The organism is Acidobacteriota bacterium (assembly GCA_016208495.1).
Classification (GTDB): Bacteria; Acidobacteriota; Blastocatellia; order Chloracidobacteriales; family Chloracidobacteriaceae; genus JACQXX01.
Window position 1 is genome coordinate 185,331 of sequence record JACQXX010000056.1, and the last position, 16,698, is coordinate 202,028.

Here is a 16,698-nt window from a genome sequence, read left to right on the forward strand (position 1 = left end):
CATGCAAAAATTGTGGAAGAATTTATTTGTTAAAAGCCGGCTCGGAGTGGCGCAAACGTCTTACCTGCGACTGCAGGAAGTTCTTGGAATTCTCGTGGCCCTGGTCATTGGAGGTGGCGTGATGTACTTTCATTCCAACTACTTAGGACCACTTTACAGTCAGGTGACCGAAGCTGACCGAAAACTGGCGACTTTGGGCTCGGATGTTGATCGCCTCAAGACCGAGGTGAGGCGTAAAAAGGTTGATACTCAACAGTTTGAGACCGCGATGGAAAAGCTCAAGGATTTTGAAGTGAGCTATCTGTCAGATCAACAAGGTGGTCAAGTCAAACTCATCAACGAAATCAATGAGTTGGCAGGCAAGAATCAGGTTCGCCTGGCGGATGGCATGGAGTTTGAACCGGCACAATTTGAACTGCCACCAGTTGAAGGGCAAAAAACACAACGGCTGACCGCCACCGATCAAGACAAGGAACAACTCAATTACCCTGGAATTGTGGTCAAGTTTGAGGCGGTTGGTCCTTATTATAATATTCGTCGCTTTATTAAGGCCGTCGAAGGCAGTAAGCAGTTTATGCTGATTGAATTGGGCGAATTGACCTCGGAAAATGTGAAAGATGGTGGCGGCGGGGCTGATGTCGTCCAGGTTAGTTTTCAAATCACCGCTTTTTTCCAGCGTGGGTGAAAGATCGTTGAAATAGAGGTTGTTTTATTATGGCAAATATTCGATTGACTTCTCAGACCAAAGCGATGTTGGGCGGAGCGCTCTTTCTCGTTTCGCTGGGTGTCTTTCTCTATAGTGTGGTCGGAGTCGGCCAGTCAGCATCCACCCCAACTGCTCAGGCCAAAAAATATCCGGATCGGATTCCGGCCAAAGATTTGGAATCAGGAAAGGGAAAGAGTGGTGCCAAGTCGGTCAATCCAGCCGCTTCACCAAGTGGCATTCTGGCGAGCGGGAGTTTGATTGAGAGTCTGGCAAGTCTGGATTTGCCGCAATTCTCCAAATCCGACACGCTTCCCCAGGAGATGCGCAACTTATGGGTCTACCCGCCGCCGCCGCCGCCGCCACAAGAGCCACCACCACCACCACCCACCATCACCCTTCACACGGCATCACCAACGTCAGTATTTGCCGGCACCGATCAGCCCGTGGAACTGGTTGTGCGTGGAACGCCGTTTCGCGAAGGGCTGCAGATTTACTTTAGGGGCAGCCCGCTTCAAACCCACTATAACCCGAGCGGGGAACTGACTGCCCGCCTGTCACCTGGTATTTTTGCCCAACCTGGGTCAGTCACGATTGAGGTCAAAGATCCGATGAATGCGGAAGACTTTTCAACCTCCTTGCCTTTTCAAATTCAAGCGCCGCCAAAACCCTCAGTTCAAAGCTATATCGGATGGACCCGAGGAAAGAGCCAGCAGACCGGAGAGGCAATTGTCCTGGGCCCGAACGAAAGTGGCAATAGCTGGTATGTCTTGAGGATAAATGATGGAATTGACAACCGGTTCCGGGTGGTTGAAATCACGGATCGGTCCATTAAACTCCAGGATACCCAGCTCAGCGGTGTCTATCATACCTATCAGCTCACCACGGATTCGAGCAATACTGCGTCATTTGGTTCTTCCCAACCGTCTTCAAATCGGGGTGGGGGAGGAGGGGCTTCCAGTGCCTATTCGCAGTATGGACAACCCAGTGGCAGTGCTGGGGTCAGTATGGTCGGATCAGTTGATCCCAATGCGCCGGTTCAGAAAGCGGATGGACAGGAAGTTGGGTCTGGACTCACTGATGCAAACGGAAACCCACTCTCCCAGGAGCAAGTTAAGCAGATGAGCCGCGAAGAGTTACGCGCCCAACGACAGCAACTGATCAAGCGTCCGATACCCTTTGGAAAAACTGCCCGAGGGAGGCAGTGACCTATGCCCATCAACCGCATTCGTCATATTCGAGCCGGGTCCACTCGCTTCCGGACAAAAGAGCAGGGATATAGTCTTCTGGCCCTGGTCATTGCGCTGGCCGTTTTTTCCATTTACCTCACGATGTCGGTGACGAATTTTCAAGCCGAACGTCAGCAGGAGCAGGAACTGGAACTCATCCAGCGCGGTAACTCGATTGCCGAAGCCATTGCCCGGTATAACAACTCAGGGCGGCTTGGCCAGTTAAATCCTGGTGGGCTGTTTGTGACCAAATTGGAAGATTTGGCCAAAGGTGTTGATATCAATGGGCGGTTGGTCCATTTTCTACGCCCTTCGGCTTTGCGGGATCCCATGGCCAATGGCCGTGAATGGCGGGCGCTTCGGGTTGGTGATCCACTCTTAAACCGGTATTTGCAGGAGTGGGCTGCTTATTATCGTCAACGAATTCCGGATAACTATCGGGTTTTGGTCAATCCCATTGATTTCAAAGATGAAGATGATGAGGATGACGAGGATGACGAGGATGAAGCCGTTGATCCAGATGATGAAGATGACGATGAGGATGATGAAGACGAAGATGAACCCACTTCATCAGACAATGGCACTTCATCTTTTGGGCAATCGCCGGATGGAAAGGACCAGTCAGCTTTTGGGATTGATCAAGACCGATTGCCGATAGTCGGTGTGGTCAGTACCAGTCGAAAGCAAGCCTTTCAACGCCAAAATGGCCGCGATAAACGCTATGACGAGTTTGTGTTTATTTATCTCCCAGCCCCGCAGATCGTTCGTGAGGTTCCGGCCCTTCAAGACGAAACCAGTGATCAGCCATCATCCCAATCCCCCCAGAACCAACGGTGACAAGGTGATAAAGTGACAAGGTGACATCTGACCAAATGACAAGGTAACAAGGTGACATCTGACACAGTGACAGAGACTTTTTAGTTTTTTGTGTAAATGGCTAGACTGGATTTTTAGCTCGTTTTTAAGCTTAGATAAACTGTTTATATTCAATATTTAGTGGCTAAAGAAAGAGCCAGTCACCTGGTTTTTCCAGGTTGAATTGACTGGTTACAGAAAAATTCTTTCTGTAAATTTTTCCGTGATGGATTCGATGAATTGGAAACTCATGGTTTCAACCTGCGAAGCAGGTGGGAGAAAGTAGCCCCCGGTGCAACCGGGGGATTCGGTCGGTCGGTCCTCCCAGCCTGCGAAGCAGGTGGCAGAGCGTGCCCGAGGAAGTTCATGGCAATCAAGGGGTTACCGGTGACGGCACGGACCTTGAGTGCATTCGTTTCTCTCTGTCACCTGCTTCGCAGGTTGGGAGGTGGCGGCATTTGATTCCCCCGGTTGCACCGGGGGCTACTTTCTGTTACCTGCTTCGCAGGCTGAAACTGAATTTCCAGTTTGTTCCAAAAAACCCATCACGGAAAAATTTACAGAAGGGAAAAATTTGGACAGTCCTCAGTGACAGAATGATCTATTGTCACCTTGTCACCCAGTCACCTTGTCACCCAGTCACCCAGTCAATTTGTCACCCGGTCATCTTGTCAATTTGTCATCTTGTCGTTTCGTCATCTGAAAAGCCTGTGCTAAACTGCCCACCTTAACGCTTCACAACTCCACAAACCGTGGAAATTCTGAGTTTACACAATACAAACCATTGCATCGGTGGGGATTGCCTCCACGACGAGCAATTTAAAGAAGGGTTTTCAACATCACTGAAAAGCCGAGTGGGCCGGAGTGTGATTGATGAAGGAGTGTCCAACCTGTCGCAGTTGCTATGAGGATAATGTTCTCAAATGCCCCAAAGACCAGTCGGATTTAGCATTCAGTATGCCGGGAACGACCCTGATCGACGGGAAATATCGTATCCTTTCATGCCTGGGGCGCGGAGGGATGGGGACCGTCTATCGGGCGGAGCACGTGCATCTCGGGCGTCAATTTGCCATCAAAACGGTCTTACCTGATTTTGCAAGTCGTGATCCAACAGCGATTGAGCGGTTTCGACAGGAAGCGCGCGCCTCGGCGGCAATTCATCATCTCAATGTGATTGGGGTAACGGATTTTGGAGTGACTGACCAGCGGGTGTTTTACCTGGTGATGGAGTACGTCGAAGGGCGTGGCCTGCATGACATTATCAATAATGAAGGTCCACTCTCGCCAGAGCGGGCACTCAAAATCATGAAACAGGTATGTAGCGGGGTCAGTGCCGCCCATGCCTTGAACCTGATTCACCGTGACCTGAAACCCTCCAACATCATGATCAGCCGACCTAAACAGTCTGCCGTCAGTTTGGAGGATATGGGATTGGTTCTTGGGGAGGATTTATTTGCTCCGGCCCCAACCAGTGGAAGCCAGAGCGGCAGTCAATCAGGCCCCAGCGATGAACCCGTGGTGAAGGTGCTTGATTTCGGGCTGGCCAAAATTCTCAATAGCGAAGTGTTAGGCGATGGGCCGGCGACACTGGGGACTGGGGTGATGGGAACCCCCCACTATATGTCGCCTGAGCAGTGCAATGGGAAAGCCGTTGATCCCCGATCAGACGTCTATAGTCTTGGGGTCGTGCTTTTCCAAATGTTAACCAAGGAAGTTCCCTTCAAGGGAGACTCATTTGGCGCCATCGTTTCCGGTCACCTGTTAAAGAACCCTCCCAGTCTGCGGGCACTCAACCCAGTGATCTCCGAAGCCCTGGAAATGGTTGTGTTGCGTGCCATGTCCAAAGACCCGGCCAATCGCCAACAATCAGTGGCTGCCCTGGCTTCAGAACTCGAAGCCGCAGTGCTCAACACCGGCCAGCCAGCCGCCAATCAGGGTGCCGTCTTGATGATAAGCACCCAGCCGGGAAATTGTGAGGTGTACGTCAATAATGATTTTCGCGGAAAGACCGGCCCCACTGGGAAACTGGCCATTCGACTGGAACCCGGTGAATACCGGCTCCGGTTTAGTTGTCCAGGGTGGTTTGATAACTCACGAACTTTAAATATGGGGGCTTCGGATCAGCAAATTGAAATCGCCCTCATGCACAAAACCGCCACGGATGCCCCACGTCAAATGTCTCCGATTACCACGCCTGTCCCGAGCAGCACTGCTCGGGTCCAGCGAGCCCCAGCGACCGGCGGTTATGCCACACCCACCCGCGGTGTGCCGGCTCCCTCAAATGAGCCTCAGCCAAAACTGCTTCAAAACCGATACGATACACTTCCACTTGACCTATTTATGGCGACGCTCTGTGCCATTTTGGTCATTGGCATCTATTTTGCCCTGGAGCCATCACCGGATCCCTTCTCGCTTCAGGTTGGCGGAGACTATCCAATGGTTCCACTCTTGACGACCTACGGAGGCATTGGTGCTACGTTAGCCGCGCTTATTGCCATGCTCATGGCTGATTATCAATATACCTATCAGCCAACACCCGTTTTGGCCTGGGTTTTTGGTGTGTCACGGATTGTGTTTGCGATTGCCGTTGTCCTGATGATGGTCATGGCGTTTGCTGGTGCCTCGCTGAATAAGTGGCCCTGGCCATCACTGGCATGGTTTGCTTCCCGCATTGTTTTAATCACTCTCTTTGGGGCACTCTATGCCCGGGTGTTGAAACGTCACCGGGCAGCGATTCTATAACCTGGGTGTCAGGTAATTGATAGAAAAAAGTGACGGTCTGTCCCCTGATTTTTCAGTTTGAAAGTTGAAAGATCAGGGGATTGTTGTTTCATACTCCAACGAGATTTCGGTTTTAACTCTCATTCCTGCGGCTCCCAACCGGAGTCCGTTCAAGCCGACACACTCCGTGAAATTGTGTCCATGTCTCCGTCCTTGTCTGAAACAGGCTCTCATTTCCTTATTTTTGGCGCTTATGGGGAACCCTCTTTCACGTGTAGGTTTTTGGTTTTGCACCGCGAAGCGCTGCCGTTCGGATAGCCGGTCGGTTGGCCGCTTTGGGCCTACCACCGGTCACCAAAGCCACCTCTTGTTCCTCCGTACTGCCTGCCCGCGCCCTGCAGGGCGCGGGCAGGCAGTACGGAGGGGGAGGAACCCGAACACTTTTCCCGGTGGTAGCTCCCAAAACCTCGCAACCGACCGGCTATCCGAACTGCAGCCTTTCAGGATGCTCAATCTAATACACACAAAACCTCATCCCACCGGAACACAATCAAAAAACCTACACGTGAAAAAGGTGTCCCTGGGCTAGTGTGCCTGCCGCCCATCCTGGGCTCAAACCCTGGTTTCTTTGTTAAAACCTCGTTGTCGTCGGAGGGGCTTGGGTGAATATGGGTGTAACGAAAAGTAACGGATTAGAGAGAAGTGTTTGAGAAGGCGGTGCTTTTGAACGGAGTCACCCTGAGTTTCAATTGTTGTGAGAAAAGAGGTTGAGTAAATCAGTTGGGCTTTTTACGTCTCTGGAAACAAAATTGCATATAGAGTTCTGTTTTTCCTTCCTTTTGAAGAAATAACCTTCACGTATCAATCAAATCTTTTTGCCTTTTCCAGCCTGCTTTCTCTGGGATTCTTCCAGGCAGATGTCTCAAAAAGGCCGCAACTTTCGTTTTAGGGAGCCAGATATGATGCGAGCTTTCAGACGGCAGCATTCGATTCGTGGATTTTCACTGGTTGAAATCTTAATTGTGGTATTGCTTATTACTCTCATTGCAGGGTTTGGTTTTCTCAGCATCGGTCTATACCGCAAGTCAACTTTAGCCGACGTTGCGGCCTCGAATCTGTCCCAGGCGATCCGCCGAACCCGAGAAAATGCCATTACCCAGCGCGTGACCTTTCGGATGCGTTTGATCAAAGGGTCGCCCTCTGATCCAGCCGGTGATCAATACATTATTGAGCGGTTTCCCGCCAATCCAGCTATTCCTGCTGAGACTGTTTCACTCCCTGAAGGATGGAAATTTGGAAAACTCCCTGGCAATACCGCGCCTGACCCGCGGGCCCTGGCCGAGATCCCCTTTGTCAGTAACCAATGCGACATTATTTTCAAAGGCGATGGCTACATGGGACTGGGAAATGGGATCGGCGATACCGAAGTCACCCGGAACTGGGGAATTCCACCGTTGAATGGTACGGTTTTTATTTATGACAATAACGAGCCAGATCAAAAAGCCCGTGAATATAAGCCCCGTGCCATCACCGTTTTAGGCGCCACCGGGCGAACATCGGTCTGGCGACTTTACAAAGACGAATGGATTGTTCCTGGAAAAGTCTAAGTAAATGAAGAATTGAGAATGAAGAATTGAAGGCCCCGAAGCAAGATCGCCTTCAGTTACATAATTCATCCTTCATCATTCAAACCCTGGAGCCGAAAAACAATGAATCACAGTCTTCGCCATCCCCAACCAGTCGTGTCGCGCCGCCGCCGTCATGGGTTTTCCCTGCTTGAACTCCTGATCGTCCTTGCCCTTTTCTCAGTGGTGATGGGGGCTGTCTTTATTACCCTGGACTATGCCAAAAAGACATCGTTCACCAATAATCAGTTGGTGGACACCCAACAAAATGTCCGGGCTTCAGCCAAAATCATGGCGGACGATGTGATTACCCTCGGCCAGGATTTTATGGGGCAGATTTCTCTTGATTCGGTATATGTGAGACGTGGCTTTTTGACGGCGAATGGGTTCCCGGATGCGGATGTGAACATTAACCCGGCGTATGATGAATTATTTGCTGCTCAATGGGCCAATAACGTCAATTCAACCACTGCCGTGCTCGGGGTTGATACCAACGGCGATCCTGTGACGAACATCCGGGTTGCACCAGGAGCTGGTCCAGCCATCCTTGGAGACGGAGCCGCTGGTTATGTTCCTGCCTATGGTAACGGTACTGATCAGCTTTTGTTTGTCCAGGCTGACTCGATCACTTTGCGATTTGACGATGACTTTGGCCTGCTTCAACCTGACGCTGATACTGAAATTGAACTCGGCGAGGCGAAATATTTTGCCCAGGCAAATTTTGCCGGGAGTGATTTGACGTTGTTGCCGCTTGCCGGTTCTGTTCCCGCCTCAAACTTTGACAATACCACCACTGCCGCCCTGATAGATCAAGCCGACCGGCTTCTGGCCCGGCGGTTGGTTCCAATGGTTGACGTGATTGTCGTGCGCAACACCACTGGCGGCGCCCAATTTATGGGGCTGGTCACCGCCGTTGATCAAAACACTGGCGCCATCACCCTGTCATTTGATGATGACCCGATCCGACTCACTCCAGATTGGACCTATCCGCTGACCCAGGCATCAGGTGGGCGGGCCGGTACACATCCCCGGCTGTGCGGACAAGGCGATGTGGTGAGCATCCGCCGAGGCCGATTGTTGCGCTATTTCATCGGTTCGTATATCAACACCCCAGCCGGGGTACCGGCTGACTATTGTGCCTTGTATCGCCGTGATGGTGCCCGGATTGATCCGGTTGCGTTTAGTGTCGAAAATATGCACTGCACCTTGTTGCTGGTTGATGAAGAACGACTGAATGCTGGCGCCGGGCAATTCTATACCGTGCCAGGACCTGTTTTGGCTGACCTGAATGCTGTCCCGCCACAACCTCCAGCCGGGGGACGAACCCGCCGATGGAGTCGGACCGTGATTCGATCCCTTCGGGTTCACCTTTTTGCCCGGTCTGATGAACTGGATCCAACGCTTAATCGCGACGATCCCGGGCCGCTTGGCGCCAAGAAGGGTGATTACCTGCGAATCAATCAAGAATTTACCATCGCCCTTCGAAACTCGGCTTATAACCGATAGCCTGGGCAAAAGAAAACAGATCTGGGGCTGACGCTGATGGATTGAATGCAATCTGTTTCCTTTGCCCCCTTCGGTTGTCTGTCAGATCACAGCATAACGACGTTCCACTCCAACTTTTGATACCTGACTTTAACACCACCACCAATCCTTGGGTGATGAACCATCAGATGTGTCAGATTTGGCAAAACTTTGTAAATAGATCAATTTCAAAGGCTTGTGAATGATTAGGGAGAAAATGACTATGAAGTACACACGGTTGAGTCACAGGCGACGCCGGTCGCCAATGCGACACAAGCCGCAGCATCACCGGAAATACCGCCAGCAGGGCATTGCCCTGGCCATCGCCTTGATTCTCTTAGGCGTGTTGATGGTATTTACCTCGTTGGCTGCGACGTTGATGACTTCCGAGGCCCGGTTGAGCGCCGCGCAATATAATAATGCCCGTACCTTCAATGCCGGTATGGCCAGTCTGGAGTTGATGACGGACAAGATCAACACGCTGTTCACGTCCAACTTCAACCCAACGGCGGCTGAAATTGAAGAACAGGCAGCACTGGAACCAATCTATCGGGATGGTTCGACTGAGATCTTTGACTTTCAGCAGAAAGTGACTCAGTTGGGCGGGAACCGGGCGCTGGTCACCGTGCTGGATCCACCGTTTGAAGGACTGACAGCCCGTGAACGTCTGTTCCGTCTGGAAGCCATTGCCCAGGACACCCGCTACAACACCCAGGTGCGGTTGATTCGAGATGTGGCCAACTATCAAATCCCAATCTTCCAGTTTGCAGTCTTTGGATTTGACAGTCTTGATGTCTCTCCGGGTCCAAAGTTGTGGCTTGGAGGCCGTACACATACCAATCGAAACCTCTTTTTGATGGTGCGCAACGGCGGTAACACAACCGAGTTTTATGGAAAAATCACCACTGTGGGTGAAGTCTGCACCGAGATTTTGCCGAGTGGTCGCGGTGTGGTCGCGGGCGAAAGCGAAACCGGACGGCACGAAGTCTACGACCCGGCTACATTGGGTTTGCGCGATATTGAACCGAGCGTCAATAACGCCACCGGGCCCGATAACCCAGGTGTCCCTACGATTTATGATTACAACTTAAATGATGATCCGACTTCGCCAAATGGCGGAGTGAAAACGGCGGGTGCCCTGCCGGCGGGACTGGTCGTGACCGGGATTCCGCGTCTCCTGCTGCCGACGGAAAGCAAAGGCTTCCAGGCGATTGAAATTCTTCGCCGTGGGGTTCCAACCGACACCGATCCAGAAAATGAAGCATTGCAAAACACCCGCTTTTTCAACGGTGTTTTCGCCCGATACAGCACCATGCGGATTTTGCTCGATGACGACATCGAGGAATTCCCCGATCCGATTGGCGCCGAACCACGCGCCTATGACCTCAATGACCTGGCCGATCCAACCAATGCTTTCTGGAGAGTCTTAACCGACAACGTTCGTCAGTTCAATCCAAACACCGGAAACGACCACCCCGACCAGCCAGCCGGAACCGCCACTGTCGGTGCTGGAAACCCAATTGCGGGTGCGGTGGTCACTCCACCGCAAACCAATCTGATCAACAACCAGCCCGAGTTTCAACGCACCGAAGACGGCAACGTCTCCGCCCTGCGGAAACGCACCTATATCAAAATCGAGTTGCTGATCAACGACCAGTCACCCAATCCACCAACCCGGATTGACATCACGCCTCAAATTTTAAATTTGGGGATTACGGCTGGGCCAATTCCAGTTGTGGAAACTCCAAATCTCACTGCAGGTGATCTTCAGGGTAATAACAATGCTACTTCCCCAGATGGTAGACTGCGGGCCAGTACGACCTATGTCAGGAACTATCCACTCAATGACACCCGGCTCCCCAATACCACAACTGACAACACTATCGAGAGTATGTTGCCCTGGTTGGAAAACTCTACAACCAACGCCAACATCGGGAAGTTTAAAGGTGCTTTAGGCGGTTTATTTACCAGTGCAACTGCACAAGCAACTGTAAAAATTAGAGGAGACGTCAATAGGACATCTTCAATTTCCTATCGGTTTGAACCAAATGCGATCCTGCGGTTGCAACGAACCTATTTCCCGTATGTGCCCAATAATAATATTGACGTCACTACGGCAGATGTACCTACCACGTCCGATGCCCCAACCGCACAAACAGCCATCAATAACCCGGCTGGTTCAACTGGCCGTATCGGTGGTTACCCGGCCAAGTTCAAGAGCCTGATTGCCAAGCCATATTTCCGGTTTACAGACCAGTTTGATAACCTTACCTATGTCAAGGGAAGAGGAACCCTCAGCAATGGAATGTTTGAATTGGTAAATCCATTTGCAGAGTTTCCTAATACTGAAACTACTACTCCGGATAACGATATAATTCCCAACTCAAGGCAAAGAGTTTATGCGGGTAATGGAGTCCTTGGAAATGGGGCAGATACTCGGTTTATCCGAGCAATTGAAATGTACGGAGCATCGTGTGTTACTAATAACACAAATCCAGGAAAACCAAATGCAACTGGATCTTTTGAAATCACAAGCAGTGGACCTGGAGGTTTGCTTCCATTCGCTGATAATACCAATGCGCAGGAACCCAACACTGGGCAACTCCAGGCAGCTAGGGCAAGTATTAATCGGGATGAATTATTTAATTTACTGAGTACTCTTTGGACCAATAATGCAGCCCTGAAGCAACAACTCTGCCAACGAATTCGAGAACATGTGTTTAAGCCAGGTATTCCAGGTTTTTATGCCTTAGCCTGGGATAACAATGGCACTGGATCAAATGTTATTGGGGATGGCAGAATAGACCTTGATGTTAATTGGGATTTGACCCCAGAAGATGCCGAGAATAGTGATCCGAGATTGGGTGTCATTGATTTAAATGAAATGACGATTTTTCCAAACCTGGATCCGGGACCACAACAACCCAAGCTTACGGCTTTTCGAACAAATGTTGGCTCATTAGCAGCAACTGATTTTACCCATTTGTCATGGCCGATAACCACTATAAACCCAAATGGTAACAATATACCAAGTTACCTGAAAGAAGACCCAGCTACAGGAAATAATACATTTGACTTACAGCGAACTGTTGCGAGTTTCCTGGCAGGACTGAAAAATGTCGAACCTGGAATGACCAATCCAGCAACGGCTGAATTACCACGTGAAAATATTGCCTTTGATTGGAATGGAGATGGGCTTATTGAACCACCACATCGCCCATTTCAGGGGGGAACTATTTCTCGAAACTCTACTATCACTGAAGGTGTTGCCCTCGGATATTCAGTTGAAAGCAATATATGCTCCCTCATACCCAGTACTTTACGGGTGTCCCCAAGTCCGTCAACTACTGCTGACCGTGTAACTTCAGTTCCTGTGGAAGTCCGATTAGTTGAGCAAAATCCAGCGCTTCCAGGCTTTACTCCGGTTACTTGGGTAGACCCTGCCAACAACAATGCTGCGCTCCAAACTTATGTCAACGGTTTGATGGCTGCTAATCCTGGTGGGATTCCATTTAACCAGGCAGATCCAGATCCAGGAGCAGGTACTGGGTTTACAAACAACACCAATAGTTTCAGGTTTGATGTACCATTTTGGACCTTTCAGCGGATACGAGGTCTGGCAAAGACAGGTACTTCCTATAACTATGGAATTGTTATAAGAGTTCGCTCAGCCGTACGGATCGTCTTTCAACATCCGCTTGCCCCGCGTGGAGTAAGTGCTGCGTCTTACCCAACAAATGTCGGCTTTACGGCTGCCCAAATTGCCCAAACCGGTGATGCCACTCAAATCGGTCGCAACCTTGGCTTGACTGATGCCCATTATGCTTTCCCTGGGCATTGCTACCTGGATTTTGTTTCTGACCCGGCCAATGACAATCTCCCGACCAGTAGCCCCGCGATCTGGTTGCCGAGGGTGAGAACGGTGACTGATACGGCCTTCCCCATCAATGTGTACGACCAGCGTGAAGGGAGGCACATCTCACGGGCATATGGCTTCCAGGGGATTCCAACGGCGGCTGATTACTACTCGGCTGACGTTGGCGCCAGTGCCCAACGCATCGTGGAAAACCAGTGGCCTGATTGGCCTGGAACGGCTACGTTAGCCGACAACGACCGAATGCTCTATAACATGGGGCAACTCCTCCCCATGCCAAGCCCAATCGCTCTGGAACGCATCGGCATGATGAACATGGTCGAAGTGGATATGGGGAACCTGAAGCGCCTCTTCAGGGGCGACTTTAATAATTATCTCGCCACTTTTCCTGGACCATTTACCAGCGGTCAACCACGTAATTCACCAATTGGAGACCCGGCAACTGTCTGGGGCGGCAATGGAATCATTGACATTTCAGACAACGGCTTGATCGTCTACATTTCCAATCGGTGCGGAGATGACAACAACGACGGAATCTATGAGTTGAACGATGTTTTTGGCGAAAACGGCGTCCTTGATCCGCTTGACGATACGGTAAACACGGTGCTTGACCCGAATTCGCCTCAAAAAGGAAAACCGGGTGATGGACTCCTCCGCCGTGATATGGATGTCGAAACCCAGCCGGTCAGTGTTCCAAACGACAATGCACCTGCCCGAACCGGCGAAGCACCGCATGGCTCAGTGCCGGTCAATGACGGATTTGAATATTTCTGCGGTAATATCAACACCACAACCTGGCGAGTTACTGTCCCAGACAATGTGAATCCAACCCAGACCAATTACACGACATTGCTCAATGGAAATGGAATTGGCGATACACTGGAAGGCGTAACCAACAGCGCGGGGACGGCACCCGCCCCAACGGCAACCGGGGCCATCAACTGGCGGATTGTTGATTCAGCTAAAACCGGTCGCATCAGGGCGTTCCGCCGGGGGGTGAGACTTGTCAACGGATGGGATATTCCGCGCTGGTACCTTAACCAGGATGGCCCAACGCCACGTCACTTTACCGGGATGTCGCTCATTGCCGAAAACCCGGTGTATATCTATGGCAATTTGAACGCCATCGGCGTTCAGGAACAGCCCTCCACCATCGTGGACCCAGACTCAGGGCTTCCGGTGGGTGGTCCAACCGCATCCCGGCGATTCCTGCAAACCGGCAATGATAATATGCCGCTGGTGCCAGGTAACTTTAACGCAACTCCAGCGGTAACCGGTGGGGCCAATGACGGATTACTGCATGGGCCGATGTCAATTATGGCCGATGGGGTCTCAATCCAATCACGAGCCTACCAGGATGCCCGCATGTTTATCTCGCAAGGGGGACACTCGTACCGACCACAGACTTTACTGCGCCGGTATGCGATGGAAACCACGGTTAAATCGGCCTGGTTGACAGGTCAGCCCAAAGCCGGGGTTCAGACCTCGTCGCAGCAAACCATTGACGACAATGGCGATGCGGTGAATTTGAATTCTGGGAACTCACCCAATACCCAGGGCGGGGTGCATAACTTCCCACGGTTCTGCGAAACCTGGACCTGGCCAGCGGGTTTGGTTCGGTTTAACTACAATGGTTCGTTCATCTATCAGTTCTATAGCCAGCAAGGGAATGGCCTCTGGAAGATCGGCGGACCAAGCAATGCGTCGCACTATAACGCACCACCCCGGAACTGGAATTTCGACTCGGCGTTCCGGACGCTTGGCGGATTGCCACCGGGAACACCACGCGTGAGTTTCTATAAGATCCGAGGTTTCCGTCAGGTCTTTATCGAAGACCAGGATTAGGAATCAGGGTTCGGGGTTCAGGGTTTTATTCTTAGGGATTGAGCGTTGAACTGTTTGACCTTGACTCACCAAAACAAATGGAAGGCAGGTGTGAAAGCACCTGCCTTCTGTGTTTTCTCAGCGCGATATCTGAAATAAGGTGAGATTCCAATGGAAATTTGTGTAACGAAATGAAACATTTGAAAGAATGAAATTATGGAAGAAACCAGGGCATTATCAGCGTGCAAAATTAGAACAAAGAGAAAAGTGCAGGTAAATCAACTGCTTACCAAAGAAAGTAGATGAAAACTGGTTTAGGGTGCTGAAATTGCATGCAAAAGAGCACTTCCCGATTTACAACTTACCTAAAAAGGACAATCAGCCTATGCGATCAACCATCCACTCAAGATCGGTATGCGCCCGATTTGCGATTCCGAGCCGTCGAGGCGAAATAAGACGCCAATCCGGTGTGACCTTTATCGAATTACTGATCACCATGGTTATTCTGATGGTTGGTATGCTGGGGGCGCTTGAACTCATTACGATTGCCATTACCACAGCCAACAACGCCCAAAGGGTCAATACCGCTAAAAGCCTGGCCCTTGACACGCTGGAACAGATTTTCATTATGCGTGACATGAATGCGCTTGGCGGTATGCCTCCGGCCAATAACCGGGATGCTGATACGTTTGCGAACCTTTCAAATGGTGGCACCTCAAGCCTTTTCTCAAACGATTTTGAGACAATAAAGAGAGATGTGGGACCAGATTTAATCCGTGGCACCAATGATGATACTGGTGGTGATGACCCACGCTATACGGGCTTCCTGATGCGGATTCTGGTTCGAAGTTCGACCCAGGCAAGTAATCCAGACGACCCAAGCGGCGACCCGCTTCCTGGAGCCACTGACAGCGTCAAGCGGGTCATTGTCGAAATTGAGTTTCCCTTTCTTCGATCTGGCCGGACACAAACTGTCCGAGTCGAAACCTATATCACCCGGCCACCATCACAAACCCGGGTCGGCGTTGGTTAAACTGAAACTCAACACCGTGAGATTTTTTCCGAAGCCTCCTCCAATGTGATTTTGCCCTGTTTCCTGCTGCCACCCACGTGGCAGCATTTTTTTTGGGTGACAAGTCAAACTGGATTCAAAAAGGTGTGCCGAAAGCCTTGTTTTGGAGTCGTGAACCAAATAATGTTGGCCACTTCATCAACAGTCTCAAAGTCAGGAATTCATCGTCCAAGGAACTCAAACCCATGTCTTCTATTTCATATCGTGATTCAGGTGTTGATATTGATGCCGCCAACGAAGCCAAACATCGAATTCGTGCCCTTGCCCGTTCAACTTTTAATAAGCAGGTGCTGAGTGAAATCGGCAGCTTCGGCGCGATGTTCAAACCCGAATATGGTTCGGCCAAAGAACCCATTCTGGTTGCCAGCGCCGATGGTGTCGGGACCAAACTCAAAGTTGCCTTCCAAACTGGAATCCACAACACGATTGGCTATGATCTGGTCGCCCATTGTGTGGATGACATTCTGGTGCAGGGGGCCCGACCGCTCTTCTTTATGGACTACATCGCAACTGGCAAACTTGATCCGACCGTGGTTGCCGCGATCATTGAAGGACTGGCCCGTGGCTGCAAAGAAGCCAATTGCCCGCTGATTGGCGGTGAAACGGCTGAAATGCCCGGCTTTTATGCGGAAGGCGAATATGATGTCGCGGGGTTTATCATTGGCTGGGTTGATCGGCAGCGCATCATTGACGGGAGTCAGATTGCTCCTGACGATGTGTTGTTGGGATTGCCGTCACTGGGACTCCATACCAACGGGTATAGCCTGGCGCGAAAGCTCTTTTTTGAAATTGCCGGGTATGCAACCGACACACACCTTCCCTCCCTGGGCTGTACCGCCGCTGAAGCGCTTCTCAAGCCACATCGGAATTACCTGCCGTTTCTGGACGATTTGCTCGATACCGGAAAAATCAAGGGACTGGCTCACCTGACCGGAGGCGGTTTTTTAGAAAACATTCCTCGGATTTTGCCTGACGGCTGCGGAGCGCACATCCAGCGCGGAAGCTGGCCGGTGCTGCCTGTCTTTCAACATCTGGTTGAACTTGGGAACTTGCCTGAGTCAGAGAGTTACCGGGTGTTTAACATGGGTATCGGTATGGTCGTAGCGGTTTCACCCGATGATGCTGAAACTCTGAGTACCCACATTGGTGGAAAGGGAATCGAGGTCTACCGCATTGGCCAGATTGTCGCCGGTGAGAAAATTGTGACCCTGGCGTGATTTTTGGGCTACGATCATTTTTGAACCACAGAGGGCACAGAGGAACACAGAGGC

Annotated in this window: 9 protein-coding genes; all 9 read left to right on the forward strand. The window is 51.0% G+C overall.

Annotation, left to right across the window (positions count from 1 at the left end):
• Window position 1: 1 nt before the first annotated feature.
• The 9 genes from HY774_10465 (at window position 2) to HY774_10505 (ending at window position 16,644) form a co-directional block, all read left to right on the forward strand.
• The gene (locus tag HY774_10465) at window positions 2–685 is read left to right on the forward strand and encodes a hypothetical protein (GenBank protein ID MBI4748901.1); all 684 of its coding nucleotides are present in this window, start codon (window positions 2–4) and stop codon (window positions 683–685) included.
• 29 nt (window positions 686–714) lie between these two features.
• Entirely contained in the window at window positions 715–1,911 is a 1,197-nt protein-coding gene (locus HY774_10470) for a hypothetical protein (protein ID MBI4748902.1), read from the forward strand.
• 3 nt (window positions 1,912–1,914) lie between these two features.
• Window positions 1,915–2,769 carry a type II secretion system protein gene (locus HY774_10475; protein ID MBI4748903.1) on the forward strand — a complete coding sequence of 285 codons (855 nt, stop codon included), beginning with the start codon at window positions 1,915–1,917 and terminating at the stop codon, window positions 2,767–2,769.
• 891 nt (window positions 2,770–3,660) lie between these two features.
• Window positions 3,661–5,529: a protein kinase gene (locus tag HY774_10480; protein MBI4748904.1), complete on the forward strand. Its 1,869-nt coding sequence runs from the start codon at window positions 3,661–3,663 to the stop codon at window positions 5,527–5,529.
• A 938-nt stretch (window positions 5,530–6,467) separates the two neighbouring features.
• Window positions 6,468–7,115: a prepilin-type N-terminal cleavage/methylation domain-containing protein gene (locus tag HY774_10485; protein ID MBI4748905.1), complete on the forward strand. Its 648-nt coding sequence runs from the start codon at window positions 6,468–6,470 to the stop codon at window positions 7,113–7,115.
• 102 nt (window positions 7,116–7,217) lie between these two features.
• Complete coding sequence (locus HY774_10490; protein ID MBI4748906.1) at window positions 7,218–8,639, forward strand: prepilin-type N-terminal cleavage/methylation domain-containing protein; 1,422 nt, start codon at window positions 7,218–7,220, stop codon at window positions 8,637–8,639.
• A 241-nt stretch (window positions 8,640–8,880) separates the two neighbouring features.
• Complete coding sequence (locus tag HY774_10495; protein MBI4748907.1) at window positions 8,881–14,376, forward strand: hypothetical protein; 5,496 nt, start codon at window positions 8,881–8,883, stop codon at window positions 14,374–14,376.
• A 364-nt stretch (window positions 14,377–14,740) separates the two neighbouring features.
• Window positions 14,741–15,388 carry a prepilin-type N-terminal cleavage/methylation domain-containing protein gene (locus tag HY774_10500; GenBank protein MBI4748908.1) on the forward strand — a complete coding sequence of 216 codons (648 nt, stop codon included), beginning with the start codon at window positions 14,741–14,743 and terminating at the stop codon, window positions 15,386–15,388.
• A gap of 224 nt (window positions 15,389–15,612) precedes the next feature.
• Window positions 15,613–16,644, forward strand: coding sequence for a phosphoribosylformylglycinamidine cyclo-ligase (locus HY774_10505; GenBank protein MBI4748909.1), 1,032 nt, complete (start codon window positions 15,613–15,615; stop codon window positions 16,642–16,644).
• Window positions 16,645–16,698 lie beyond the last annotated feature (54 nt).

Excerpts from the sequence above, each read along its gene's own strand:
- HY774_10470 (MBI4748902.1), top strand. The coding sequence starts at position 715 with ATGGCAAATATTCGATTGACTTCTCAGACCAAAGCGATGTTGGGCGGA.
- HY774_10485 (MBI4748905.1), top strand. The coding sequence starts at position 6,468 with ATGATGCGAGCTTTCAGACGGCAGCATTCGATTCGTGGATTTTCACTG.
- HY774_10505 (MBI4748909.1), top strand. The coding sequence starts at position 15,613 with ATGTCTTCTATTTCATATCGTGATTCAGGTGTTGATATTGATGCCGCC.
- HY774_10475 (MBI4748903.1), top strand. The coding sequence starts at position 1,915 with ATGCCCATCAACCGCATTCGTCATATTCGAGCCGGGTCCACTCGCTTC.
- HY774_10495 (MBI4748907.1), top strand. The coding sequence starts at position 8,881 with ATGAAGTACACACGGTTGAGTCACAGGCGACGCCGGTCGCCAATGCGA.
- HY774_10490 (MBI4748906.1), top strand. The coding sequence starts at position 7,218 with ATGAATCACAGTCTTCGCCATCCCCAACCAGTCGTGTCGCGCCGCCGC.
- HY774_10465 (MBI4748901.1), top strand. The coding sequence starts at position 2 with ATGCAAAAATTGTGGAAGAATTTATTTGTTAAAAGCCGGCTCGGAGTG.
- HY774_10480 (MBI4748904.1), top strand. The coding sequence starts at position 3,661 with ATGAAGGAGTGTCCAACCTGTCGCAGTTGCTATGAGGATAATGTTCTC.
- HY774_10500 (MBI4748908.1), top strand. The coding sequence starts at position 14,741 with ATGCGATCAACCATCCACTCAAGATCGGTATGCGCCCGATTTGCGATT.